We start from the raw sequence: 25428 nt of genomic DNA, 5'->3' as shown, positions 1-25428 counted from the left end.
TGGTCTATATTGCATACAACGGTCTTGTGTATGAAACGTAGCGTGTAAAAAGACGCTGACTTTTCGGATTAACACAGAGCCGAATTTTTATATTTTGTTTTTAACTTATCAATTTTTAAAAACCAAATTAAAAATTTGGCGGTCTTTACAAATAAGCACAAACCTCTCGGTAAGCCTTTAATAGCTATGTTTTATACACGTTGTTGCCACACGTATTTTTTCAGAACACTATTTTCATTATCTGTCCTTTAAGTGCGTAAACGATTATCAAAATCAATACAGTTATTAAATATGCCTTGTACTTCACATATTCTTCTTGCTTATAGCTTGACCAAATTTTATATATCAGAAAACCGCCAACTAAAAATATTGGTGAGAAATTTAAAATTAAGTCAACATACCATAATTCAGATATTCGACTTGCCGTTGCACCTTCTCCATAAATTCCCCAAAACCCAAAAATTTCAATTAGATACAATAACAAAGTAACTGCAATAAGTAAAATTGAAGCAATTGCAATTCTTTTATAATCAGTTTTTATATTTTTTATTGAAACCATTTTAGCTTTTATGTAATTGTTTTAATTCTGTTGAAAGTACACGAACGGTATCTTGTATTCCAATCCTTTTTTTAACTCTTTCCCAAAATGTTTTCGGTTCAATATTTTCTAATTCGTAAAGTTCCTTTTCTTTAAAATAAATGGGATACATTACTCTAGTTTTCCAATCCGTTGTGTTTGTTAGTTTAGCACTTAAATTCGAATTCAACAAATTTCCTAAATCGGTTAAAAATTCAGTCATTCCGTCCGTGTACATTGGAATTTCAATCCAATCCGTTTGAGTGATAAAAGTCAGAAACCAATCGTCAATAAAAGGTCCGTCCGCAGTTGTAAATTCGCCAATTGCCTTTATGTCAAAAACGTTTATTTTCAACGGATTTATTCCGCCAACAATTTCAACAGTTTGCTTGTCGATTAATTTTATTTTTCCGTATTTTTCTTCTTTCTCGATGGTTTCTTTATATGTGTGGCAACGTTGTTGTATAAGAAAAGTTGCGGTTTTGTCAGCGAGGAATTTCCGAAGGAAATTCAGAAGTTGGCAAAAATGCAACTGCCTTTGTTTGAGCACTAATTTAGCAATTTTTTTTATACGGTGTTGGCAGTAGTATTTATCTATAGTTTATTTTTCCTTCTTTAAATGTAAATCCAATTAAATTCAATCCAAAATTTTTTAAGACATAATTTTGTAGTTGATTTCGACTTTGTGTTTTTATAACTATTGGTCTTGTTTCTCTATGGTTTTCGGTTATTGGAAAGTATAAAAAAGCAACATTTCCATATTCAAAAAATAGGCATACTGCAGGTTTCTGTACTTGATCAGAGATTAAATTTGATACTATAAAAGCTCCATCTTCATTTGTTTCATTTCCAATTTGTGTCCATTCGTTTGCTGATATTGTTATTGTTTTTAAACTTCCTGCAAATGAAATTGAATCTTCATAAATAAAAGAAGAATATTTCTCTGTAAAAAGGCATCCAATAACAAAGTCTCCAATGGTAGGGATTTTAGTGTTTTCTAGCATTTGTTGAAAAGCCCTACTAGTTTTTTCCTTTAAATCACTAATGTCAGACTCTACAAAAAAACTTTGAAATTCCGAGAATGCATTTTGGTTTCCAATCCAGAATGATTTTCCTTCTTCACATTTTTTCTGGTCTATTTTGAATAATCTTGGATTAAAATCTTTATCAACTAGAGCAAGGATGAATTCAGAATCATCATTTTTTCTAATTAATTCTTCTTGAAGGTATTCAGGTATTTTATTAGGTTGTTTCTTAAAAAGGCTTTGAATTATTTCCTCACAAATAGCAACAGTTCCTGCAAATGCGATAGACATTCTTCTCTGTAAAATATGAACTTTCAAACTACCTTCTTCAGGTGCTAGTCTTAATTTTTGCTCTCCAAAAACTGTAGAATCGTCACTTTCGATAGATACTTTTGTGTCTGAAAAAAAGAAACATTCCTTGTTCTGTATTTTTGCAATGATTATGGACAATTCGTTCTGTTTTTTATTACTGCCAACGTGTGTGTGTATGATTAGTTGCGTGGTTAAGCAACTAAGTTAACAAACAAATCACAGATAGAAAATTCCAGCGGAATTTTCGTAAGCAGGCTAGAACCAAGCAATTAATTATACACGTTGTTAGCTACTGCCTTTTATTCCATTCGTCAATGGTCATAATTTCAGTTAACTCAAGAGTTTCCTTTTTTCCGTCTGAATATTCTTTTTCCATTTTCGCTAATCCAATTCCTTTTATGTAATAACTGTATTGAGTATATTCAAACTTTTCTGTTGAATTCACTACTACAGTTTTGTAATTCCCTTTTAGTTTAATTGCTTCGTGTTCTTTTCCGAAAATATTGATTTTAGATATTCTCCAACGTATTCTCTTTCTTTTGAAAATATTGTTTTATACTTTCCATCATAATCTGTTTCCGCTGAATATTTATAGGGTTCTTTTTTATTCCATTTGAAAACATCAACATCTTTCGGAATGTTATAAACTGGAAGTAAAAGACCTTTCTGATTTTTCAGATAGCTTGTAAATTCGATTACTTCTGTTCCTTTGTCAGTTATTTTTTCTTTAAATAATTCATATTGTCTAAAATCACTTTCATACGCTTCTGTTGTCAGAATTTGGTTTTTTAAATCAGAAGTTAGTTTCCAATATTGAGTTTTACTTGGTTCAGATTTACATTCGTATTTATAAACTTTTCCATTAGTCAATTCAGATATTGGGAAATAATATTCCTTAACTGAACATCCTGCGAAAGTCAGAATTATAATAAATATCGAAATTAGTTTTACGTATCTCATTTTTCAGGTTGTAGCTAACTGGTTATATGACAACTAATATAGTTGTTTTTGGGGTTATATTTCCCGTTATGACAACTTTTTGTGACTTATATCAAATAATTGTCTTTTTATTATTACTGTTTATTAATAGCTAAACTACAATAATGAGCTAGGAAGTACAATACGTATAACTACGTATTTTAAGTCAGTGTTTGTTTTGTGTTTAGATAGGTTCCTGTATTTAATTGTTTGGTTTTTGTTAATGTATTGCAGAAAATTTGCTTTGGCGCATTGTGTTGAATATGTTTGTTTATGAGGTTGTTGTGTGCTTGTGTAATTAGGTTAGTAGATACAAACCGAATAGAAAATCTGGGAGTGTTTTTGTGAATAGGTTAAAGGAGTTATAAATTATGTGTAGTGTTATGTCTAATAAATATGTTTGTTGAAAATTTGCTTTAAAGAAAGCGTAAATTTTTAGCTTGTTTTATTATTTTTAGCATAAAATAGTGTAAACAAGCTTTTGAAGTTGTTTTTAAGCAATCTTAAAATAGCTAATTGTAAAGTGGACTTAAAAAAGAAAACGCCTTAAAATGCAATTATAGAAGTCTGTTTTTTATAATTTATTGGCTTGTGCAACGGTTAATGGTGCTGGCAATAGCTTTTATTTTTAATTGTTCTTCTATGTATTCTATTTTATATTCTTGTTTATTATTTTTAATAATAGCGTTAAAAGATTGTGGTTTTATCTTTAAAGTTGTTGGAAACCAAATTTCTTTTACTTTATAGTTAGGTAACAATAAAATTCCTTCTTGATTTCCGTTAGTTCCAAATCTTTTGAAATCTCCTTTCCAAAATTTAGTACCCAATTCGTTTTCTAATTGTATATTTATTTTTCTCACGTCATTTGTAGGCATTCCCATTTCATTTACTCCTAATACTTTTGAGATATCAAAATCAGTTTTATCGTCATTTTTCAGGTCATAACGGACAATGAATTCAGCTATATTTCCGCTAGCATCATAGAAATAGAAAGAGTCTGCATTCCAAGATTCAAAGTTTTGAGTTTTTCTGCCGTTTTCAATATCTATTACTTTTGTTCTTTTTTCCATCCAATCTAATGCTTTGTTTAGATGGTTTGCTGGGATTAAAAAACAATAATGGTATTTGTATTCTTTTTTGGATTTTTTAAAAGTTAATTTACTCCAACCGATTTGTACTGTAAATGAAATATCACTTTGTTTTAAAAGTTTAAAACCTAATGTTTTTGAATAGAATTTTAATTCAGACTCAAATTTGTTTGTATACAGTTCTAATTCTATGAATTTCATTAAAATTGTTTTTTGATTTACGATTAGCTTAATTTACAGCCAACTAGTTATATAATAATTAAAGGTAATGATATCCCGTAATTATTACGGGATATCATTACCTTTTGGTGATTATTTTGGTTTAGTTATTTGTTGGTACAGGAAAACCTCTGTCGCGTAATAAGGCTTCGATTTTAGCATCTCGACCTCTAAATAATCTAAAAGCTTCAGCTGGATCAATACTATTTCTTGGTGCAAATAAGTATTTAACTAACTTATCTGCTACTGCTTTGTCATAAAAACCATCTGGTGCATTTTTAAATGCTTCTGAGGCATCACTTGTTAAAACATCTGCCCACATGTATCCATAATAGGCTGTTGCGTAGCCTTCTCCTGAAAATACGTGTCCAAAGTGTGGTGTTCTGTGACGCATTGGTAACTCGCTTGGCATGTTTAATTCTGCTAAAGTTTCGCGTTCAAAAGCATCAATATCAATATTTTCTGGATCTGCTAAATGTAGTTTCATATCCATTAAGGCAGATGCTAAATATTCGGTTGTAGCAAACCCTTGATTAAAGGTAGATGCTTTTTTAATTTTTTGTACTAAACTATCTGGTATAGGTTTGCCAGTTTTGTTGTGTACTAAAAATTGATTAATAACTTCGTCTGTAGATAACCAACGCTCTAATAACTGACTCTGAAACTCGGTATAATCTCTAACACCACCATTTAGTGTTGGGTATTTTACGTTAGAAGAGAAAAAGTGTAAAGCATGTCCAAATTCGTGAAAAAATGTTTCGGCATCATCCCAAGATACTAATACAGCTTCTCCAGGAGCAGGTTTTACAAAGTTTGAGTTGTTGGATGCTAATACTGTTTTTGGGCCATCAAATGTCGTGTGGCTTCTGTAGGTTGTCGCCCAAGCACCAGAGCGTTTTCCTGGTCTTGCAAATGGATCTAAATACCATAAACCTATGGCTTTACCACTGTCTTTATCTGTTACTTCCCAAACTTTTACATCTTCATGAAAAACAGGGACTTTACCTTCTTTAACAGGAGTGAATTTATAGTTAAATAATCGTCCGGCTGTATAAAATAAGGCTTGTGTTAATTTGTCTAATTGTAAGTATTGTTTAACCTCGTCACTGTCTAAATTATATTTTTTTTGTCTAACTTTTTCTGCATAAAAACGGTAATCCCAAGGTTGTATTTTTAAATCATCACCTGCAACGTCTTGCATGTCTACAACTTCTTCTTTAACACGTGCTATTGCTGCTGGCCATACTGCTTCCATTAATCCCATAGCATTGGCTGGTGTTTTAGCCATTCGGTCTTGCAAACGCCATTCGGCATAATTACTATATCCTAATAATTTTACACGCTCTCTACGAAGTTTTAAAATTTCCGCGATAAGCGTATTATTATCATATTGGTCACCATTATCTCCTCTAGAGTAATAATTGGTCCAAACTTGTTTACGTAATTCGCGCTCTGTACTGTAAGTCAAAAATGGATCCATTGATGATCTAGTATTGGTAATAGCGTATTGTCCATCTTTACCGTTATCTGTAGCTATTTTTGCTGCCGATTTTATAAAACCATCACTTAAACCATCCAATTGGTCTTTGGTTAAATAGGTAATATAGTTTTCTTCATCGTGTAGTACATTGTCACCAAACTTGTTGTAAAGGGACGATAACTCTTTATTGATTTCGGCATAGCGTTTTTTCTTTTCAGCATCCAGTTCGGCTCCATTCATTTCAAAACCTTTGTAAACCAACTGTGTCACACGTTGTTGGTCTGCAGGAAGTGGATTGGTTTGTGAGGCATCATAAACCGCTTTGACGCGTTTAAATAACGCTTCGTTTTGATTGATTTTAGAACGATAGTCAGACAGTTTAGGTGCTAATTGACTTTGCACTTCTCTAAATTCTGGACTACTCATATTACTACTAAAAATCCCGTAGTAAGTAAATACGTTGTCTAAACCGTGTCCAGCACGTTCCATAGCTTCTATGGTATTTTCAAAAGTAGGCACTTCTGTATTGTTTGCAATAGCTTCAATGTCTTTTAAACCTTGAGACATACCCTCAATAACTGCAGGTTGGATTTGGTCCACTTTCATTTTATCAAAAGCAGGTACACCACCATAAGGTCCAGTGTAATCTTGTAAAAGAATATTGTCACTCATGGCTGTTTCGGTTTTAGTATGTTCGGTCTTAGTTGTTTCGTCTTTACAACTTGTAGAAAACAGTAGCACTGTACAGGTTATAAAGGAATAAATTGAGTTTGTTTTCATGTTTAGTTTTTAATTGAAGCTTAAAGATAAGTATTTTGTGTACTGCTAAAAAATGTAGCTTGTTAAAATGAAATCGTATTGTTTAGTCTAAAATTTTTACCGTTTCAATGTATATGTTTTGTAAAGGCCAATCGGCTTCATCAACATCTACACTATTAATGTTGTCTACAATGTCCATACCTTTAATGACTTCGCCAAAAACGGTATAGTCACCATCTAAATGAAACGCATCTTGTTGCGTGATAAAAAACTCATAAGGCGAGGCTAATTTATGCGGATTTTCTATATCACTGCTTGGCATAGATATAACTCCACGTTTGTGAGTAAACCCACGGTTTGTGTCTGTTGGTAATAAATAATGGCCAATTTTACGTCGTTTTGCAGCCACATTTACATTGTCTGTATTACCACCTTGGATAATAAAATTTTTAACCACACGATGAAATTGGGTATTGTCAAAAGCTTTTTGTTTGGCTAAAAAAATAAAATTAGCACGATGGAATTTAGTTTTGTCATACAATTGTATATCAATATCTCCAACAGAAGTTACAATACGGACTTTGTTTTCTTTATGAAGTGGCTCAAACTCTAAAAAAAAGTCCATTACATTATCCTTATCTAAGTAAGGATATTGACGTTTAGGCGTTGTGTCTTTTTTAGTAGCGACTTCAGTTTTAATGTCTTTTGTTTTAGCTTTGGATTGTTTATCTTCACAATTAAATAAAACTAAACACAAACTAACCAATAATAATACGCGCATTTTTAAAATGAATTTTAATGAATTTATCATAGCGTTACCAAAAATAAAAAATATCCCTTTGCCAGCCGAAGCATCACAGCTTAAAATGGTACCACCTTATAGACAAGAGTTGGTAAAACAACAAGGTGATACTATTAAAAATGCAAGGCAAAGTGCTGTGTTAGCTTTGTTTTACCCAGATTTAGAAGCCCAAACAAAGTTAATTTTAATATTAAGAAAAACCTACAAAGGAGTCCATTCTGGGCAAGTTGGTTTTCCTGGTGGAAAAGTAGAATTAGAAGATCATGACTTAAAACATACTGCTTTAAGAGAAACCCACGAAGAGATTGGTGTCTCTCCAGAGTTAGTTACGGTTTATAAAAAACTTACTCAAGTTTACATTCCACCAAGTAATTTTTATGTACAACCTTTTATTGGAGTGGCAGATAGTACACCAATTTTCACCAAACAAGATAGTGAGGTAGAGGATTTATTAGAAGTTTACTTATCCGATTTGTTAAGCGAAAGTAATTTAACACAAAAAATAGTGACTACTAGTTATGGTGCTGATGTACAGGTGCCTGCATTTAATTTAAACAATCATTTAGTTTGGGGAGCAACTGCAATGATGCTTAGCGAAGTCAAAGACTTGTTAAAACAAACCCTTTAACCTAAAGGTTTTGCTATATTTGTATTTACTAAATGTAAAATTAAACTATGGGTTTATTTAAAAAAAATCCTTTTGGGCACATCCTTTTTGTAAAAAAATGGTTGATTAGGATCTTAGGTGTCTTAACACACAGACGTTACAGAGGTTTTAACGAATTGCAGATTGAAGGGTCTGATATTATTAGAGACTTACCAGATACTAACGTATTATTTATATCAAATCACCAAACTTATTTTGCAGATGTAATAGCCATGTTTCATGTTTTTAATGCAGCTTTAAGTAATCGTCAAGATACTATCAAAAATGTTGGGTATTTATGGAATCCTAAGCTTAACTTTTATTACGTTGCAGCCAAAGAGACTATGAAGTCTGGATTAATTCCTAAAATATTTGCTTACACAGGCTCTATAAGTATAGAGCGTACATGGCGTAGCCAAGGTAAAGATGTTAAACGACAAGTAAAAATGTCTGACATATCTGCTATTAAAACAGCATTAGATGATGGTTGGGTAGTGACTTTTCCGCAAGGGACAACAACACCGTTTAAACCCATCCGTAAAGGTACAGCACATATAATAAAACATTACAAACCAGTAGTAGTACCAATAGTTATTGATGGTTTTAGACGTAGTTTTGATAAAAAAGGATTACGCGTTAAAAAGAAAAATGTATACCAATCTTTTGAAATTAAAGCGCCTTTAAAAATTGATTACGAAAACGATAGTATTGCAGATATTGTAGAGCAAATAGAATATGCAATCGAGCAACATCCTTCGTTTTTAAAAGTAATACCAGAAAAAGAATTATTAGCACAGGAAGAACTTAATAAACAACGTGAGTTTTTAAGTTAAGCTAAATATTACAACATAAAAAAAGCATCAAAATATATTTATTTTGATGCTTTTTTAGTTTGTGTTTAAACTTAGATTTCTATCTTTTTAAGTTCTTTATAATTTCTGTTTAATCGCTTAAGTAATATACCATAAATCAAGCTGTAAAACGCATAAACAATACCAACAGTAATTAAAGTAAGTAAGGTAACTACACCAATAAATTTTGACAATTCAATGGTAGATAGTGCAGAAACATCAAACTCAGTACGTTTAGTTTTTAATGATAAATAGGTGTAGTAAGGTGCCATTACTACTATCATAAACAAATTATAAACCACATAGTATTTAATAATTTTTCTGGTTTTTAAAATGTTTTTCATTAGCTGTTTGGTACTATCCACAACCGAAATTGTTTTGTACGACTTGTACAGCAAATAGATAAAAATTACAATAACCACATAGGATAAACCCAATATTATATAATGAAAAGTACCATTGTTGTACGTTTCATTAAACTGATTTTTATAATCCTCAGACACAAAAAACGGAATAAAATTACAGAATAATATAAACACCAACTCAGCAATACTTATATAAAATAACGTCTTTACAATGCTAGACGATTTTTTTAATAGCATTGGATATATTTGGGAAGCCGATTTTTTTTCAAATTTATCGTCGCTCTTAACCCAGTCTTTCTTTAATAATTCTAATTCATCCATAGGTTACGGATTTAAAATGGTTCTTAATTTAGTTTTCACTCTATTCATTTTCACTCTAGCATTAACTTCAGTAATACCCATTGTTTCACTTATTTCTCTATAATTTTTGTCCTCCAGATATAAAAACACCAAAGCCTTTTCAATATCATTTAATTGGTGGACAGCCTTGTATAACAATTTTAATTGTTCCTCTTCAGTACTATCGTACTCTTCCGCACTAATTTTAAATTGTACAGTATCAAATTGCTGAGTATTAATAGTACGTTTAGACTTTCTGTAAAGTGTAATTGCGGTATTTAATCCCACACGATACATCCAAGTACTAAACTTACTATCACCTCTAAACTTCGGGAAAGCTTTCCATAGTTGGATCGTTATTTCCTGAAATAAATCGTTGTGCGCATCATAATTATTGGTATAAAGTCTACAAACTTTATGCACAATATTTTGGTGCTGTTCCAACAATTCAACAAAATTTTGTTCTAGTGGTTTACTCAATGGTTTGATTAGTTAGTTTAACTATTAGTAGCAATTAATATAAAGATGTTACACAAAAATAAAAATATTTTTTTTGGCGTTACCACAAGGGTCGCCTTTTACGTTAAAATCTTTTTTTGCCATATGTGGCAGCAAAAAAAGGATACCACTGCAACCGCTAACGCAACTCATCCGCCAAAAACAACAATTCAGAAATTTAAAATTCCAAATCCTAGAGGTTCAGTACATCTTTGTACCATCAAACAATCAAAAAACAAACACTGTTATGAAATCTTTATTATCATGTCTACTATTACTTTTAACCCTAACGCTACAAGCGCAAACCACAATATCTGGTACAGTAATAGATCAAAACAAACAACCCGTTTTAGGAGCCAATGTCTACCTAAAAGGAACCTACGATGGAGCCAGTACCTTAGACAATGGTCGTTTTAGTTTTACAAGTACAGCAACAGGAACACAAACCTTAATAATCTCGTTTTTATCCTACGAGACTAAAACCTTAGTTAATAATATAAACCAGTTTAAGGATTTAAAAATTACATTACGTGAAGATGTTAACACATTAGATGCAGTAGTCATATCAGCTGGTACATTTGCAGCAGGAGATAATAGTAAAGTTTCAGTTTTAAAACCATTAGACGTCGTGACAACAGCTAGTGCTTTAGGAGACTTTGTTGGAGCATTACAAACCCTTCCAGGAACCACAACAGTTGCTGAAGATGGACGTTTATTTGTACGTGGTGGAGAAGCCGAAGAAACGCAAATATTTATTGACGGAATACGTGTGTTTACACCTTACTCGCCAACTACAAATAATGTACCAACACGTGGACGATATTCTCCATTTTTATTTGACGGAATCACCTTTTCAACAGGAGGTTATAGCGCAGAATATGGACAAGCTTTGTCAAGTGTTTTAGAGTTGAATACAATACATCAGCCAGATCAAGAAAAAACAGATATAGGTATCATGAGTGTAGGAGCAAATCTAGGTAATACTCAAATTTGGGGTAAAAATAGTTTAAGCGTCAATGCATCTTATATTAATTTAGCGCCATATTTAGAGCTTTTTGAAGATAGAAACGACTGGAAAAAACCTTTTGAAACCCTTTCTGGAGAAGCCGTATTTAGACATAAAACTAACAATGGATTATTAAAATTATACTCAGCTTTTGATACCACAGATTTTAGCTTAGTCCAAGACGATATAAATTACAGTAATGGTATTCCGTTTGGTCTAAATAATAACAACCTATATTTTAATGGTTCTTATAAAGAAGCATTAAATAATAATTGGACTATTTCAGGAGGTATTAGTTATACTTTTGCAAACGCTAAAACAGAGGTTTTTGAAAGTAAAATTAAAAGCACACAAAACTCGGTTCATGCTAAAGTAAAATTAAAATATCGTTTTAATAATCGATTTAAATTAAACTTTGGAGTAGAGCAATTTACCACACAATTTACAGAAAACTATAATGACGAAACTATCACTAATGTTAATTATGGTTATAATAATAACCTATCTGCTGCATTTACGGAAGCAGATGTGTTTTTCTCGAAAAAGATAGCTTTAAAAGCTGGTTTTCGTGCAGAATATAGTGCTTTGTTTGATGCTGTTAATGTGTCACCACGATTGTCTTTAGCTTATAAAACAGGATCTAAAAGTCAGTTGTCATTAGCTTATGGGCGTTTTTTTCAGCAACCCAATAGTGATATCTTAAAATTTAATCAAGATTTGCAAGCACAACAAGCGCAACATTATATATTAAACTATCAATATAATGCAGATGGAAAGATTTTTAGAGCAGAAACCTATTACAAACAATACAGTGATTTAGTAAAATACGATTCAGATTTCACAAGTTTTGATACTGATTTCAATAATTCAGGAGATGGATTTGCAAAAGGCATCGATTTGTTTTTTCGTGATAATAAAAGCATTAAGAATATAGATTACTGGGTAAGCTATTCGTTATTAGATACGCAACGTGATTATGAAAATTATGCAAATGCAGCCCAACCTAATTTTGCTAATACCCATAATTTATCAGTCGTAGGTAAATATTGGATTGATAACTTAAAAAGTCAAGTGGGATTAAGTTATAATTTTGCTTCAGGACGTAGTTATACAGACCCAAATCAAGAAGGATTTTTAAATCAGAAAACAAAAAGCTATAATAGTTTAAGTTTAAATTGGGCTTACCTTTTAAGTCCTCAAAAAATCTTATATTTTTCGGTAAATAATGCCTTAGGATTTAATAATATAAACGGTTACCAATACGCTAATACACCAGATTTAAATGGACAGTTTAATAGTCGTGCGTTGCGTCCTGCAGCAGATCAGTTTTTCTTTGTAGGTTTCTTTTGGACCATAAGTGAAAAAGGTACTGACAATCAATTGGATAATTTATAATTATAGCTTCTCGATACAATTTGTTCGTGCCTCACAAATCACTCGAAGTGATGAATATGGATATAAAACTTGAGTTTATTAGTTTGTAAGTTATTACATAGCGTCAGTTTGAGTACTTTTACGTAGGAGTAGTGTGTCGAGGACTATTAATAGTTAAACTTCTCGATACAATTTGTTCGTGCCTCCCAAATCACTCGAAGTGACGAATATGGATATAAAACTTGAGTTTATTGGGTTGTAAGTCATTACATAGCGTCAGTTTTAGTACTTTGATGTAGTAGTGGTGTATCGAGGACTATTAATAGTTAAACTTCTCGATACAATTTGTTTGTACCTCCCAAATCACTTGAAGTGACGAATTAAGTAAGTAGTAATACCAATAAAGCTAACAGAATTAATAGTTTTGAGGCATCACATAACGTCAGTTCGAGTGCTTCGACGTAGGAGAAGTGTATCGAGAACTATTGTGTTGACGCATTAATTAAATTTTTTCTTTGCCAAATTAGGAAGCTTATCATACTCGTTGTTAATTAAAGCTTCTTTTTTTGATTTAGACCATTTTTTTATTTGTTTTTCAGTTGAAATAGCAATATTAATATCTGTAAAATCAGTATAAAACATTAATAGTATCGGTCTTCTTGAATACGTGTAGCTTTCATAATGTTTTCCTAGTTTGTGTTCTAATAAGCGGTTATTTAAATTAGAAGTTACACCAGTGTAATAAGTATTGTCTGAACATTTTAAGATATAAACATAGGATAATTTCATTCTTAAATATATAAATTTTATAGTTGTTAAACTTCTCGATACAATTTGTTCGTGCCTCACAAATCACTCGAAGTGACGAATTGAGTAATTAGTACCAATAAAGTTAGCGCAAGTAATAGTTTTGAGTCATCACATAACGTCAGTTCGAGTGCTTCGACGTAGGAGAAGTGTATCGAGAACTACTAGCAATGATTTAATCAATAAAAATCAGTGCTTCTTACTACTTTGTCTCCAAAAAATAAAAGCCATTATAAACCCAAAAGCCATGTAAATACCATGTGCAATGCGTATGTCGTTTTCGGTTGGTCCAATAAGAGTTTCAACTTTAGTACCTAAGCTAAACCAGTAAATAAAAATAGCAAAAACAACCAAAATGATACTACCTACAGTACCACTGACTAGTAAAACGTGTTTTGTTGTAAAAAAGAAATTGGCAGCCAAAGCTCCCCAAAAAAAGGTTAATACGTATAAGCCATTATCTGTGTATGTTTTTATAATTCGGCTGATGGTATCGTTATCAGTTGTATTATCTACAGCCAAATAGATGTCAAACCCAATTAGTAGTATAAATAAAATAATAATTAGGTATTGTACTTTTTTTACAAAAGCATCATTGTCTAATAATTGATTTAAAGGTCGCATACTATTAGTTATTTAATGTAAATTGGATAAATTCTTCATGACGTTGTGACCATATAAAATGACCGAATAGTAAACCGCTAACCAATAAGATAATTTGATACTTGGTCTTAATTATATAATCCTTAGGCAATTTTCTACCATATATAATCATAATAATGACTATTACAGCTAACACAATTGGAGGAATTTCCCAATGGGTAATAAAAATATCAAGTACAGGTTTTTTACTTCCTAAAAAAAAGTGACCACCAAAAACTCCCCAAAGAAAAGGTATAAAAAAGTACTTGTTATAGCTCCAATTTTTAATTACAACATTAATAGTATCATTTTTATAGTAGTTAATATTTAAAATCGTGTTTAATAAAATTAATAAGCCAATGGTACTAAATACAATAATTTCAACAGTTGTTATGGACATGAATAGCGAGTTTAAAGACTTAAAGTTAGTTGTTTTGTGTTGTAAAAACAATGCTAAATGAAGGCAAATGATAAAACTATTACAATTCAGACTAAAAAAGTTACAGTTGGGTCATCTGTTTTTTTAAAAACTATAGTAGTGTTGGATATTTGTAGTGTTAATATATAAATCATTAATCATGTACAAAATAGCAATTATTATTACCTTAATGTTCAGTCAGATTTTATCTGCACAAAGCACTTATGAAACTGGTATGAATAAAGCCTTCGAGCTTTGGAAATCAGGACAACCTGCTGAAGCTTCTAATTTATTTGAGCGTATAGCAACAGCAGAAAGCGATAACTGGTTACCATCCTATTATGCAGCTCAAGTTTTGATTTTAGACAGTTTTACAAAACTAAAAGATAAACACGCTTTAGAAGCACAATTAAAAAAAGCACAAACTTTTTTAGATGATGCAGTTTCTAGATCAAAGGATAATCCTGAAAATATGGTTTTACAAGCCATGCTACATACCGCTTATGTCGCTAGTGATGGTGCAAGTTACGGTATGTCATTATCTCCAAAAATTAATGCATTATATGCTAAAGCAGCACAATTAGCACCAAATAACCCTCGTGTAATGTTGTGTAAAGCAGAATGGGATATGGGAAGTGCTAAATATTTTGGACAGGACACAAAGCCATTTTGTGAGCAAATAGAAAAATCTCTGCAACTTTTTGCTAACTTTAAACCAGAAACTACTTTTGATCCCAATTGGGGAAAAGAGCGTGCAGAGCAATTAACAGCACAATGTAAAGCTTAATTATTGCAACTGTTTTAATAACAAAACATTATGAACAAAGTATTTAAAAATATAATATTAACTTTTGCTATAGGCTGTGTAGTCTTTGTTATAGGGCAATATTTATCCAATGGGTTTAAGTATGACACTACATCACAATTTATAGAATATTTTATATTTTATCAATTATATGCTTTTGTTTTAGGGTTTTCAAACATGACGTTTTTCTCATATATGGAACGTCGTAAATGGATGTCAGGACAGTATGTTAAACGTGTGCTTTTAGGCATTTTAGGATCTACACTAATTACACTTTTAGGTCTGTTTTTATTAAGGGCATTTACCTCTGTAGTGTATTTTGGTAATTCGTTTTCGTTTTTTATATCAAATGAAACTTGGAAAGGCTATTCATTTGGATTATGGATAACATTAACCATTGTATCTATCTTTCATGTGGTTTATTTTTACAACAGATATCAAAAAAATAAGCTGAAAGAACAAAAAGTAATTGCAGGAACAGCAAGTGCTAAATTTGATGCTTTAAAAAACCAATTAGATCCTCATTTTTTATTCAATAGTTTAAATGTATTAACCAGTTTAATTGAAGAAAATCCAGATAACGCACAAAAGTTTACAACCAGTTTATCAAAAGTATATCGTTATGTTTTAGAACAAAAAAATAAAGATTTAGTAACTGTAGATGAGGAGCTTAAGTTTGCTAAAACCTATATGTCTTTATTAAAAATGAGATTTGAAGACAGTATTATTTTTGACATACCAAAACAAGCCACAAATCCAGAAAGTAAAGTCGTGCCTTTATCATTACAATTGTTATTAGAAAACGCAGTAAAGCACAATATTGTTACCAGTAGTAAACCGTTGCATATTAAAATTTATGAAACTAACGGTAGTCTAGTGGTTGAAAACAATTTACAAACCAAAGAAATAGTAAAAAAGAGTAGTGGAGTTGGTCTTGAAAACATCAAACAACGTTACCAATTATTAACCAATAAACGTGTAGTAATTAACCAAAGTCAAAACGATTTTATGGTTGCAATTCCTATACTAACAAAAGAAATAGTAATTATGAAACAAATACCAAAACAACAATTAGACGACTCATATGTAAGAGCACGTAAGCATGTAGAAGAATTAAAAGAATTTTATTATAACCTGATTTCATATTGTATCGTTATTCCTTTTTTAATTTTTATAAATTATAAGACAAGTTGGGATTACAAATGGTTTTTCTTTCCAATGTTTGGTTGGGCAGTCGGCATATCATTTCACGCATACAAAGTGTTTGTAAACGACGGAATGCTAGGAAAATCTTGGGAAGAAAAGAAGATTAAAAAGTTTATGGAAGAAGACAATCAAAAACGTTGGAACTAAAATTTAATATTATGAAAAGCGATATAGATAATTATATAGAAAATAATCATCAAAATAACTTTGAAAAAGAAGAAGCTTATATTAGAGCTAAGAAAAAAGTAGAGAAAATTGTTGGCTTTTATTGGCATTTTGCAATTTACATTGTAGTTAATATTTTTTTAATGATAATGATTTATTTTAAATCAGGAGAACCCTTTTGGAGCTTTGCTGTTTGGTCGACACCTTTATTTTGGGGAATAGGTATAGGATTTCATTTTTTAGGTGTTTTTGGGACAGATTTTTTATTTGGTAAAAACTGGGAAGAACGTAAAATTGAAAAATACATGAATAAAGAAAAAGATAATAAACGTTGGGAATAAGCAGTTGTTTAATAAATCTAAACCAAACTAAATAAATACAAAAAACAAATATTAAAACCATGAAAGTAATAATTATAGAAGACGAAAAACCATCTGCAAGACGCTTACAACGTATGCTTAAAGCAATTAATGTGGAAGCAGACACCATGTTGCATTCGGTTGAAGAATCTATAGATTGGTTTAATAATAATACACATCCAGATTTAATATTTTTAGATATTCAGCTTAGTGATGGTTTGTCTTTTGAAATTTTTGATCAAGTAGAAGTCAAGTCAGCTATTATTTTTACAACTGCTTATGATGAATATGCATTGCAAGCATTCAAATTAAATAGTATTGATTATTTACTTAAACCTATTGATGATGAAGATTTAGAAGCTGCTGTAACAAAATATAAGGCTAGGCTTCCGCAGAAAACAAATATTGCTTTGGACTTTGAGGATATTAAAAAACTATTGGTTAATCCAATTGACAGAGTCTACAAAAAACGTTTTTCTGTTAAAGTTGGACAACATATAAAATTAGTAAATATTGATGAGGTTGAATGCTTTTATAGCGAAAATAAAGGGACTTACTTACATACCACAGAAGGTAGAAACTACCTTTTAGACACCACTTTAGAAGCGCTTGAAAACGAGTTGCAACCAGAAATGTTTTACAGAATTAACCGTAAGTTTTTTGTAAACATCAATGCTATTAAAGACATTATTAGCTATACAAATTCACGTTTACAAATCAAGTTGAATAACTATAATAATGATCAGGTTATTGTGGCTAGAGAGCGTGTAAAGGACTTTAAACAGTGGTTGGAGTAGGTGTTACTCTTCTTCATCTTCAATTCTATTATCATCAAACGCACTAGGTAATAATTTAGGAATAAATTTTACAACCAATGGTAATAACAAAGCACCTCCTGGTAAAATAAAAATAGCAAGACTAGGTATGGATTTAAACACATCTAATAGCTGGTCTTGTACTTTTTTTTGTTCGTCTTTGCTTAAATCTCTAACTGTAGATTGGGTTAAAAGTATTAATAGTTCTTTACTTTCTAAAAGCTCTTGCGTTAGACGTTTGCTATTGCGTTTTATTAACTTTAACACCATGTTGGTAGAGTTGTCATAAAACGTTTTTACAATGTTTTTAGAGCCTAATAAAGGGACTTTACTTCTATAAGTTTTATAAAATTGGGCAATAGTTTTAGACGCCTCATTGGTTTGGTGTTGTGTTAGATTTAGTTGTTCGCCTAAGTTGTTTAAAAATAAAACCTCTTCATTATCTAATTTTGCATCAGTCCATGTTGCCATAGCAGCTAGGTCTAAACAGTATCTAGCAAATAAATTAGTGTCAACAGAGGCAATAGCTTCATTAAACAATAAAACACTATCTCTTTGGTATCTTAATGATTGTTCAAAAAGTTCAATTAAACTATTATCGTAATCAGATTTTTGTTTTTTACTATTTAAAGTGTTTAAAACAATGCTTTCTATTATAGATTCATATTCTTTTATGGTTTCATCATTAGCAACTCCAGTTTTTAAATAATTTCTAAAAGCTAATACATCAACAAATAATAAGGCATTGGTGATAAAGTAATTAAAGCTTTTGTCAATTAAATTATCATCAATTTGAATACGCTTATTTATAATCTTTTCGGTTTGATCTTTAATATCTTTAGACCTAATTATAGATTGTAAAAATGTAACTTTTCCTTTGTTAATAGTATTATAAAAATTAACTACTTCGGTATAAAAATCTTCTGTGGTATTATGATTTGTGTAGGCAATATGCAGTGCAATGACTAAATTTATTTTACAAATTTCGTCTGCTTCAAAATCGTTGTCTTTTACCCAATTATTTACAACTGTTACATTACTTCCGTATATAAAACCACAATCTCTAAAGTGTCTGTAATACACCTCCAAGTCATTGTCTTTAAACAGATCATGTGGTTTAAGCTCTTTAAGTAATTTTTTAATCCAGCCTGAAGCAGAAGGGTTCATTCAACATTTTTATTAGAAAGGTTAAAGATACTTTTTTAAAATTATTTTTCACATTTTTTCATTTAAACTAAACTTTAATAAAACCGCTTTTATAAAAGTTGCGTAAGTGTATGCGAGAACCAAAAATATTAATTAACAAAAAATCTCAAAAACATTATGAAAAATTTCAAATTTATTTTAGGAGTAGGTGTATTTGCAGCAGCAAGTTTCTTCTTCTTATCAGCAGATCATATTGATGCTCCTGCTGTACAAGGTGGTACAAGTGATATTACAGATTTTTACGCTTTTCAGGGTGAAGACACAAACAATTTAGTATTTGTTGCTAATGTACAAGGTCTATTAAGTCCAACAGCAAGTGCTAGTGCAAGTTTTGACGAAAACGTGATGATCGAGTTTAACATTGATAATACAGGAGACAATGTTGAAGATCTAGTGATCCAAGCTATACCAAGAGATGGTAAAATGTACTTTTTTGGACCAGTTGCTCCAGGAACAACAGGTTTAAGCAGTACAGTAATGACAGATGCAACACAAACTGTTGTAGACATTACTGCTTATGGTGAGTCTGCAATGACAGAAACTAGCAATGGTATTACTGCTTTTGCAGGACCAAGAGATGATCCGTTTTTCTTTGATTTTAACCAGTATTCTGCAATTATAGCAGGTGATGCAACAGCATTTAACGATCCAGGAACAGACACTTTTGCAGGTACAAATGTAATGTCAATAGTAGTTGAGGTGCCAAAATCTATGATTGGTGGTACAGGAACAATCAATACTTGGGTAGAATCTAAGTCTAAATAATTACAAACTTTCAAAAACATATAAATTATGAAAAATTTAAAAAATATATTTACAGTATTACTAATAACTTTGGTTGCCTTTAATTGTTCTGATGACGATGATGCAACTATGGTTGTAACACCAACAGGAACTGATTTTTCTGGGACATACACGCAACAAGATCAAATGGGTAGACCTGCTGTAAACACAGTATTTGTGTCTTCAGGATCAAAGGATACTTTTAACACCACTATACCTACAGACCAAAATGCTGGATTCCAGTCTATGTTTGAAGCTAATTTAACAGCTTTAAGTCCTGCATTTGCTAATCCAGGTGATGCTAATGCATTAGGTCAAGATGCTGCTGCTTTTACAGGATTATTAGCTACAGATGTACTTAATGTGTCTTTAGACGGAACCACTACTTTTTATGACGGAACAAATGTTTTAACTGGTCGTAACTTAGCAGATGACGTAATAACAGTTGAGTTATTATTAATTTTTGGAGGTGAAGATTTCTCTGAAAACCCAACACTTTCTAATGACAATGTAAGCGAAAATGATAAACCATTTTTAGCCTCTTTCCCTTATTTAGCGTCTCCTTGGTAGACGGTATTTTAATCCAGAGTGTTTTAAACAACCACTCTGGATTATTTCAAAACCCATAATATTTCCCACATAAAACAAACAAACAACAAAACAAAAATATCATGAACACAAAACTATACATGCTACTACTTGTTATTATTATAGCAACTAGTTGTTCAGACAAAAACCAAGCAATTACTAATCCAGAAGACTATAATAAATACCTAGTTAAACAACCCAGTAACGAGACCTTAGAAGCCACTGCAGATTATAATTTTTGGAACAAAAAAATAGAAGCTGCTCCAAATCAATTATCTTACTTATCACAAATAGCAAGTGCAGAAACTAGATTGTTTAAATCTACTGGTTATATTAAATATTTAAAACATGCCGAAAAATCTTTATTAACTTTAAATACACGTACACATTATAATTGGGCTGGACATTTAAGAAGCTTAGCTCGTAATTATATTTCACAACATAAATTTAAAGAGGCATTAGAGATGCTTAAAAAAGCAGAAGCTAATGGACAAAATTTAGACGGAACAAAAAAAATGCTATTTGATGTACACATGGAGTTGGGTAACTTTACTGTAGCAAAAAACTATTTAGAACAAACCAAAGATTTAAACGATTTTGGATATTTAATCAGATTATCAAAATGGAGTGATTATCAAGGCGATTTAGATGCAGCAATTAAGTATTTAGAAAAAGCAACAGCTAAAGCTGAATCTTCAAAATTAGATCATTTAATGGAGTGGTCTTATACTAATTTAGCAGATTTTTACGGTCATGATGGACAAATAGAACAATCCTACAAGCATTATTTAAAAGCATTAGCTTTAAATCCTGATGATGCCTACGCTAAAAAAGGAATTGCTTGGATAGTGTATTCTTACGAGAAAAACACGACCGAAGCTAATCGTATTTTAGATGCATTAACCCAATTACACCATGCACCTGATTATTTATTGTTTAAAGCAGAAATTGCAGAATATGAAAACAATGATACTGAAAAAAACAAGTATTTAAACACTTACTTTGAAGCCATTAAAGACACCAGTTATGGCAACATGTATAATGTGTATTCTTCAAAAATATTAGCAGATTCCAAAAACAAAAAAGCGATAGCTTTAGCTAAAATTGAAGTCCAAAATAGGCCAACACCTTTATCTTATGATTTATTAGCTTGGAGTTATTTTAGTAATGGAAATATTACTGAGGCTTTAAACATTGTAGAAAAGCACGTTGTAGGACAAACTTTTGAGCCTGAAGCACAATACCATATTGCTCAAATATATAAAGCCAACGGTAAATTAAAAGAAATGGCTTTAATTAAAAAAGAATTACAAGAAAGTAGTTACGAATTAGGTCCATTAACTTCAAAAATTGTAAACAAATTATAATCTTTGTAACCATGAAAAATATTTTAATACTACTAGTTTTAGTAGGCTTTACGCTTACTGTTAACGCTCAGACAGTTAAAGGGTTTGTTACAGATAACAATCAGCCTTTAGAAAATGCTTATGTGTATAATCAAAACTCAAAACAGCATTCACATACTAATCAATTAGGACAATTTATAATTAATGACACTAAGGTTGGAGACAGCTTAGTTATTGGTTTATTAGGATACCAAAAACAAAGTGTGTTATTAACAGAAGCGCTTTTGCAACAACCTTTAGTTATAAACTTAAAAACTAAAGCATTTTTGTTAGATGAATTAGTGCTAACCGAACCTGTTAATGTTATTAATAGTATGGTTAAGATAGATTTGGCTACAGATCCAATAAATTCTTCTCAAGAAATTTTACGTAAAGTTCCTGGATTAATTATTGGTCAACACGCAGGAGGTGGTAAAGCCGAACAAATATTTTTAAGAGGTTTTGACGTAGATCATGGTACTGATGTTGCATTATCAGTAGACGGAATGCCAGTAAATATGGTCTCTCATGCACATGGTCAAGGCTATAGTGATTTACACTTTTTAATTCCAGAAACTATTAATAATATAAATTTTGGTAAAGGTCCATATTATGCAAATCATGGTGATTTTAATACTGCTGGTTTTGTAGATTTTAAAACCAAAGATAAGTTAGATGATAATCTAATAAGTTTTTCGGCTGGACAATTTAATTCCTTAAGAACCTTAGGGATGTTTAATTTACTAGATAATAAAAATGCCCAAAATGCCTATGTCGCAGTTGAGTATATTGAAACAGATGGACCTTTTGAGTCTCCTCAAAATTTTGACAGATTAAACCTAATGGCTAAATACAATGCTTATTTAAATAACAATTCAAAAATTGGAGTAACCCTAAGTCATTTTACAAGTCAATGGGATGCCTCAGGTCAAATTCCACAACGTTTAGTAGATGATGGTACAATCTCAAATTTTGGAGCAGTAGATGATACTGAAGGAGGAGAAACTAGTCGTACCAACTTTAATATTCAGTATAGCACCATTTTAGATAATGATGTCGAAATGCAAACTAATGCATTTTATTCAAATTATGATTTTTTGTTATATTCTAACTTTACTTTCTTTTTAGACGATCCAGTAAATGGTGATCAAATTAAACAAAAAGAAGACAGAAATATCTTTGGTTTTAACACACAATTCAAAAAAAATAAAAACTATAATTCATTTGATGTTAATTATACTTCAGGTGTTGGATTGCGTTTTGACGATGTTAATGATATCGAGTTATCACACACATTAAACCGAAAAGAAACACTAGAAAACATACAATTAGGAAATGTTAATCAACGTAATTTATATGGGTTTTTTAATGCAGAAATTGACCTAGGAAAAGTAACTATTACTCCAGCTTTACGTTTAGAGTACATCAAGTTTCAATACCAAGACCAATTAAGTGATACTTATAGTAACCTAACAGATAGTGAAGTCGCATTGTTACCAAAGCTTAGCATACAGTACAATCAAAATAATAATGTACAATGGTTTTTAAAATCAGGAATTGGATTTCATTCTAACGATTCTAGAGTTGTGTTAAATCAAAATATAGATAATGCTTTGCCTAAAGCGTATGGTGTAGATTTAGGTAACATCTGGAAACCAACAGATAAATTAGTGCTAAACTCTGCATTATGGTATTTGTTTTCTGAAGAAGAATTTGTTTACGTTGGTGATGCAGGAATTATAGAACCTAGCGGAAAATCTGAACGTTATGGCGTTGATTTTGGTGTAAGGTATCAAGTGTCAGATAACATTTATTTTAATACTGATGCGACCTATACTAGAGCAAGAAGTTTAGAAGAAGACAATGGTAATGATTACATACCATTAGCACCAGATTTTACTGTAGTAGGAGGATTGTCTTTTAAAGATATTAATAATTTTTCAGGAGGAATCAATTATAGATATGTTGATGATAGACCTGCAAACGAGGATAATTCGGTACAAGCAGAAGGTTATTTTGTAACCGATTTAAATCTTAATTATGCGTTTGATAATCATTGGAAATTAGGTGTTAGTATCGAAAATTTATTTGATACAGACTGGAAAGAAACTCAGTTTTTAACAGAGTCAAGATTGCAAAATGAAGCAGCCTCTGTTGAAGAAATTCATTTTACACCAGGAACCCCTTTTTATTTTAAAACAACATTAAGTTATTCGTTTTAAAAAAACAATAAAACCTTACTAGTTTAATTTACGTAAGTATAATGCAATCGATTTAAGGGAAACAGTTAATTGCATAACTAACAATACGTGAAGACTATGAAAAAGTGAGGTTGTTTTTTGTTAGTTTGTTTTGAAAGTGTTTGATAACAATGTTTATCAAACACTTTCTTTATGTAATAATGTTGCTATTAATTAAAATCAATAGACCTGTATAAGTGTTATACAGATAAAATTGTAGAAGTTTTTAAAACTAAAAAAGACACCACATGGTGTCTTTTTTAGTACTATTAAAATAGTAATTTGTTATATTGAAGCTAAAGCTCCTAACGTATATAATTGCTCTAATGTAGGCGATTTGCTTCCTCCAGCTGGTTCTAAAGTGATACCAAATGCTTGCGATTGATTTGCATTTTTAAGCTTAAAAATCTTATTGTCATCTTGTATAAAGTCGTCAATAGTACCTAAACTAGTAGGTGTTAACGGGTTTAATGTTAAGGACCAAACTTGATAAACTTTACCCTCTGGAGGTTCTGGTAAACCTTGTAAATCTAGATATACAGTATCATCATTTTTATCCCAATATACATTTGCATAAGCTCCAGGTGCTGCTGCTTGACCTTCTAAAGGGATATTAATAATACTTTTGTCTCTAATGATGTTTAGTAGATTTTTAGTTTCGGCTAGATCCGTTTTAGAAGTTTCCATTTGGATTTCTAAAAAGTCTTTTTCAGTATTTACTGTTTGTATCTGGTCTTCTAAATTAGATTTTTGATTAATTGTCCAAATAAGTCCACCAGCTAATATTACAGCTGCAGCCCAACCAGTATAGTTAAACCACTTAGTTTTTGGTCTATTTAAACTAACAACTTTAGTCTCGCTATTTGTATTTAAACGTCCTTTAATAGTATTAAAATCAATGTCTTTTTTAGGTGCAACACTTGCGGTTAGTTTTACTAAAGCAGCTTCAATTTCTAAAACTTCTTTTAAAACTTCAGGGTGTTTTAACATTAGGTCATACACCTCTTTGCTTTCTTTTTCAGAAAGCTGACCAGCAACGTATAGTTCTAGTATACCTGAGTTTATGTAGTCGTTAATGTTCATGTTATAATACGGATTCTCTTAATTCTTTAATACAATTTCTGTTTCTAGTTTTGATAGTTCCAATTGGCATATCTAAAGCTTCTGAGGCTTCTTTTTGTGTGAAACCTTTAAAATATAATAGCTCGATTACCTGAATACATTTTTTAGCTAGTTTGTCTACAAACTTTTTTATTCCAATAGCATCTGTACTATTATCTAAATTATCTTGCGACTCTATAATATCTACGAAAAAATCCGAGTTAAGGTTTTTACTAGCATTTTTGTAAGCCTTTGATCTGGTTTTATCTATCGCAGCATTTCTTGCAATATTAATTAGCCAGGTAAAAAAACGACCTTTGGTAGCATCATAACTATCTGATTTATGCCAAGCTTTGATAAATACATCTTGCATGATTTCTTCTGCAATATCATTATCTCTAACAATATTATAAATTACACCATGCATGCTGTCTTTATACATGTTGTATAATTTTTCAAACGCTTTTTCGTCTTTTTGTTTAAATTTTGAAACTAAAAGTTCTAATTGCATAAATTGAATTAATGGTTAAGGCTAAAAAAAGCAGCTAATATTTAGCTGCTTTGTTTGGTATAAAGATAATAAATTATA

Annotated in this window: 25 protein-coding genes and 2 pseudogenes; 11 read left to right on the top strand and 16 right to left on the bottom strand. The window is 31.0% G+C overall.

The genetic code is table 11. The features are described from left to right. Positions 1-220: 220 nt before the first annotated feature. From ITB9_RS05815 to ITB9_RS05785, 8 genes are all read right to left on the bottom strand, one after another. The gene (locus ITB9_RS05815; protein WP_054851508.1) at positions 221-559 is read right to left on the bottom strand and encodes a hypothetical protein; all 339 of its coding nucleotides are present in this window, start codon (positions 557-559) and stop codon (positions 221-223) included. Between the two features lies 1 nt (position 560). Beyond that, entirely contained in the window at positions 561-1109 is a 549-nt protein-coding gene (locus ITB9_RS05810; protein ID WP_054851507.1) for a hypothetical protein, read from the bottom strand. A 58-nt stretch (positions 1110-1167) separates the two neighbouring features. Then, positions 1168-2052 carry a hypothetical protein gene (locus tag ITB9_RS05805; RefSeq protein WP_054851506.1) on the bottom strand — a complete coding sequence of 295 codons (885 nt, stop codon included), beginning with the start codon at positions 2050-2052 and terminating at the stop codon, positions 1168-1170. Between the two features lie 151 nt (positions 2053-2203). Then, positions 2204-2359, bottom strand: coding sequence for a hypothetical protein (locus tag ITB9_RS15590; RefSeq protein WP_187294256.1), 156 nt, complete (start codon positions 2357-2359; stop codon positions 2204-2206). A 23-nt stretch (positions 2360-2382) separates the two neighbouring features. Continuing rightward, positions 2383-2874 carry a hypothetical protein gene (locus ITB9_RS05800; RefSeq protein ID WP_054851505.1) on the bottom strand — a complete coding sequence of 164 codons (492 nt, stop codon included), beginning with the start codon at positions 2872-2874 and terminating at the stop codon, positions 2383-2385. Positions 2875-3473: 599 nt separating this feature from the next. Continuing rightward, a complete protein-coding gene (locus tag ITB9_RS05795; protein WP_054851504.1) occupies positions 3474-4181 on the bottom strand; it encodes a VOC family protein in 708 nt (235 codons plus the stop codon). 121 nt (positions 4182-4302) lie between these two features. Further along, the gene (locus tag ITB9_RS05790) at positions 4303-6459 is read right to left on the bottom strand and encodes a M3 family metallopeptidase (RefSeq protein WP_054851503.1); all 2157 of its coding nucleotides are present in this window, start codon (positions 6457-6459) and stop codon (positions 4303-4305) included. 82 nt (positions 6460-6541) lie between these two features. After that, positions 6542-7219 carry a peptidylprolyl isomerase gene (locus ITB9_RS05785; RefSeq protein ID WP_054851516.1) on the bottom strand — a complete coding sequence of 226 codons (678 nt, stop codon included), beginning with the start codon at positions 7217-7219 and terminating at the stop codon, positions 6542-6544. 7 nt (positions 7220-7226) lie between these two features. Between ITB9_RS05785 and ITB9_RS05780 the strand changes: the two genes are divergently transcribed. Together ITB9_RS05780 and ITB9_RS05775 are read left to right on the top strand one after the other, a co-directional pair. Continuing rightward, the gene (locus ITB9_RS05780) at positions 7227-7868 is read left to right on the top strand and encodes a CoA pyrophosphatase (protein ID WP_054851502.1); all 642 of its coding nucleotides are present in this window, start codon (positions 7227-7229) and stop codon (positions 7866-7868) included. A 47-nt stretch (positions 7869-7915) separates the two neighbouring features. Further along, complete coding sequence (locus tag ITB9_RS05775) at positions 7916-8719, top strand: 1-acyl-sn-glycerol-3-phosphate acyltransferase (protein WP_028607836.1); 804 nt, start codon at positions 7916-7918, stop codon at positions 8717-8719. A 71-nt stretch (positions 8720-8790) separates the two neighbouring features. On the opposite strand, the gene ITB9_RS05770 is transcribed toward ITB9_RS05775, so the two are convergent. Both ITB9_RS05770 and ITB9_RS05765 read right to left on the bottom strand, forming a co-directional pair. Next, positions 8791-9423 (bottom strand): hypothetical protein, encoded by a 633-nt coding sequence (locus ITB9_RS05770; RefSeq protein ID WP_054851501.1) that lies wholly within the window; start codon positions 9421-9423, stop codon positions 8791-8793. 3 nt (positions 9424-9426) lie between these two features. Then, positions 9427-9921 (bottom strand): RNA polymerase sigma factor, encoded by a 495-nt coding sequence (locus ITB9_RS05765; protein ID WP_028290700.1) that lies wholly within the window; start codon positions 9919-9921, stop codon positions 9427-9429. Between the two features lie 265 nt (positions 9922-10186). Between ITB9_RS05765 and ITB9_RS05760 the strand changes: the two genes are divergently transcribed. Further along, positions 10187-12340, top strand: a complete 2154-nt coding sequence (locus ITB9_RS05760) for a TonB-dependent receptor (RefSeq protein WP_054851500.1) — start codon at positions 10187-10189, stop codon at positions 12338-12340. Positions 12341-12817: 477 nt separating this feature from the next. Here the strand turns inward: ITB9_RS05760 and ITB9_RS05755 are convergent, their stop codons facing one another. From ITB9_RS05755 to ITB9_RS05745, 3 genes are all read right to left on the bottom strand, one after another. Then, positions 12818-13108: a GIY-YIG nuclease family protein gene (locus ITB9_RS05755; RefSeq protein WP_054851499.1), complete on the bottom strand. Its 291-nt coding sequence runs from the start codon at positions 13106-13108 to the stop codon at positions 12818-12820. A gap of 207 nt (positions 13109-13315) precedes the next feature. Continuing rightward, complete coding sequence (locus ITB9_RS05750) at positions 13316-13750, bottom strand: hypothetical protein (RefSeq protein WP_028291302.1); 435 nt, start codon at positions 13748-13750, stop codon at positions 13316-13318. Between the two features lie 4 nt (positions 13751-13754). Beyond that, positions 13755-14168 carry a hypothetical protein gene (locus ITB9_RS05745; protein ID WP_028606510.1) on the bottom strand — a complete coding sequence of 138 codons (414 nt, stop codon included), beginning with the start codon at positions 14166-14168 and terminating at the stop codon, positions 13755-13757. Positions 14169-14346: 178 nt separating this feature from the next. On the opposite strand from ITB9_RS05745, the gene ITB9_RS05740 reads away from it, so the two are divergent. The 4 genes from ITB9_RS05740 to ITB9_RS05725 are packed head-to-tail and all read left to right on the top strand — an operon-like array spanning position 14347 to position 17518. Further along, entirely contained in the window at positions 14347-14973 is a 627-nt protein-coding gene (locus ITB9_RS05740; RefSeq protein ID WP_054851498.1) for a hypothetical protein, read from the top strand. Positions 14974-15003: 30 nt separating this feature from the next. Beyond that, positions 15004-16344: a 2TM domain-containing protein gene (locus tag ITB9_RS05735; protein WP_054851497.1), complete on the top strand. Its 1341-nt coding sequence runs from the start codon at positions 15004-15006 to the stop codon at positions 16342-16344. Positions 16345-16355: 11 nt separating this feature from the next. Continuing rightward, positions 16356-16703 carry a 2TM domain-containing protein gene (locus tag ITB9_RS05730; protein ID WP_054851496.1) on the top strand — a complete coding sequence of 116 codons (348 nt, stop codon included), beginning with the start codon at positions 16356-16358 and terminating at the stop codon, positions 16701-16703. Positions 16704-16762: 59 nt separating this feature from the next. After that, on the top strand, positions 16763-17518 hold the full coding sequence (locus ITB9_RS05725) for a LytTR family DNA-binding domain-containing protein (RefSeq protein WP_054851495.1): 756 nt from the start codon (positions 16763-16765) through the stop codon (positions 17516-17518). 3 nt (positions 17519-17521) lie between these two features. Here ITB9_RS05725 and ITB9_RS05720 read toward each other — a convergent pair whose 3' ends face one another. Then, positions 17522-18703 (bottom strand): LETM1-related biofilm-associated protein, encoded by a 1182-nt coding sequence (locus ITB9_RS05720; protein WP_054851494.1) that lies wholly within the window; start codon positions 18701-18703, stop codon positions 17522-17524. A gap of 156 nt (positions 18704-18859) precedes the next feature. On the opposite strand from ITB9_RS05720, the pseudogene ITB9_RS15835 reads away from it, so the two are divergent. The 4 genes and pseudogenes from ITB9_RS15835 to ITB9_RS05700 form a co-directional block, all read left to right on the top strand. Then, positions 18860-19132, top strand: a pseudogene (locus tag ITB9_RS15835) (DUF4331 family protein); the annotation flags it as partial. A gap of 33 nt (positions 19133-19165) precedes the next feature. Beyond that, positions 19166-20095 (top strand): annotated as a pseudogene (locus ITB9_RS15830) (DUF4331 family protein). A 101-nt stretch (positions 20096-20196) separates the two neighbouring features. Then, positions 20197-21480 carry a lipopolysaccharide assembly protein LapB gene (locus tag ITB9_RS05705; protein WP_054851492.1) on the top strand — a complete coding sequence of 428 codons (1284 nt, stop codon included), beginning with the start codon at positions 20197-20199 and terminating at the stop codon, positions 21478-21480. An 11-nt stretch (positions 21481-21491) separates the two neighbouring features. Next, positions 21492-23720, top strand: coding sequence for a TonB-dependent receptor domain-containing protein (locus ITB9_RS05700; RefSeq protein WP_054851491.1), 2229 nt, complete (start codon positions 21492-21494; stop codon positions 23718-23720). Positions 23721-24023: 303 nt separating this feature from the next. On the opposite strand, the gene ITB9_RS05695 is transcribed toward ITB9_RS05700, so the two are convergent. Next, a complete protein-coding gene (locus ITB9_RS05695; protein ID WP_054851490.1) occupies positions 24024-24821 on the bottom strand; it encodes an anti-sigma factor domain-containing protein in 798 nt (265 codons plus the stop codon). Position 24822: 1 nt separating this feature from the next. Beyond that, positions 24823-25350 carry an RNA polymerase sigma factor gene (locus tag ITB9_RS05690; protein ID WP_028291290.1) on the bottom strand — a complete coding sequence of 176 codons (528 nt, stop codon included), beginning with the start codon at positions 25348-25350 and terminating at the stop codon, positions 24823-24825. Positions 25351-25428 lie beyond the last annotated feature (78 nt).

This window comes from Olleya sp. ITB9 (assembly GCF_001315805.1).
GTDB classification, from domain to species: domain Bacteria; phylum Bacteroidota; class Bacteroidia; order Flavobacteriales; family Flavobacteriaceae; genus Olleya; species Olleya sediminilitoris.
The sequence above is the reverse complement of the archived record's forward strand: the minus strand, read 5'-3'. Positions and strand labels throughout refer to the sequence as shown.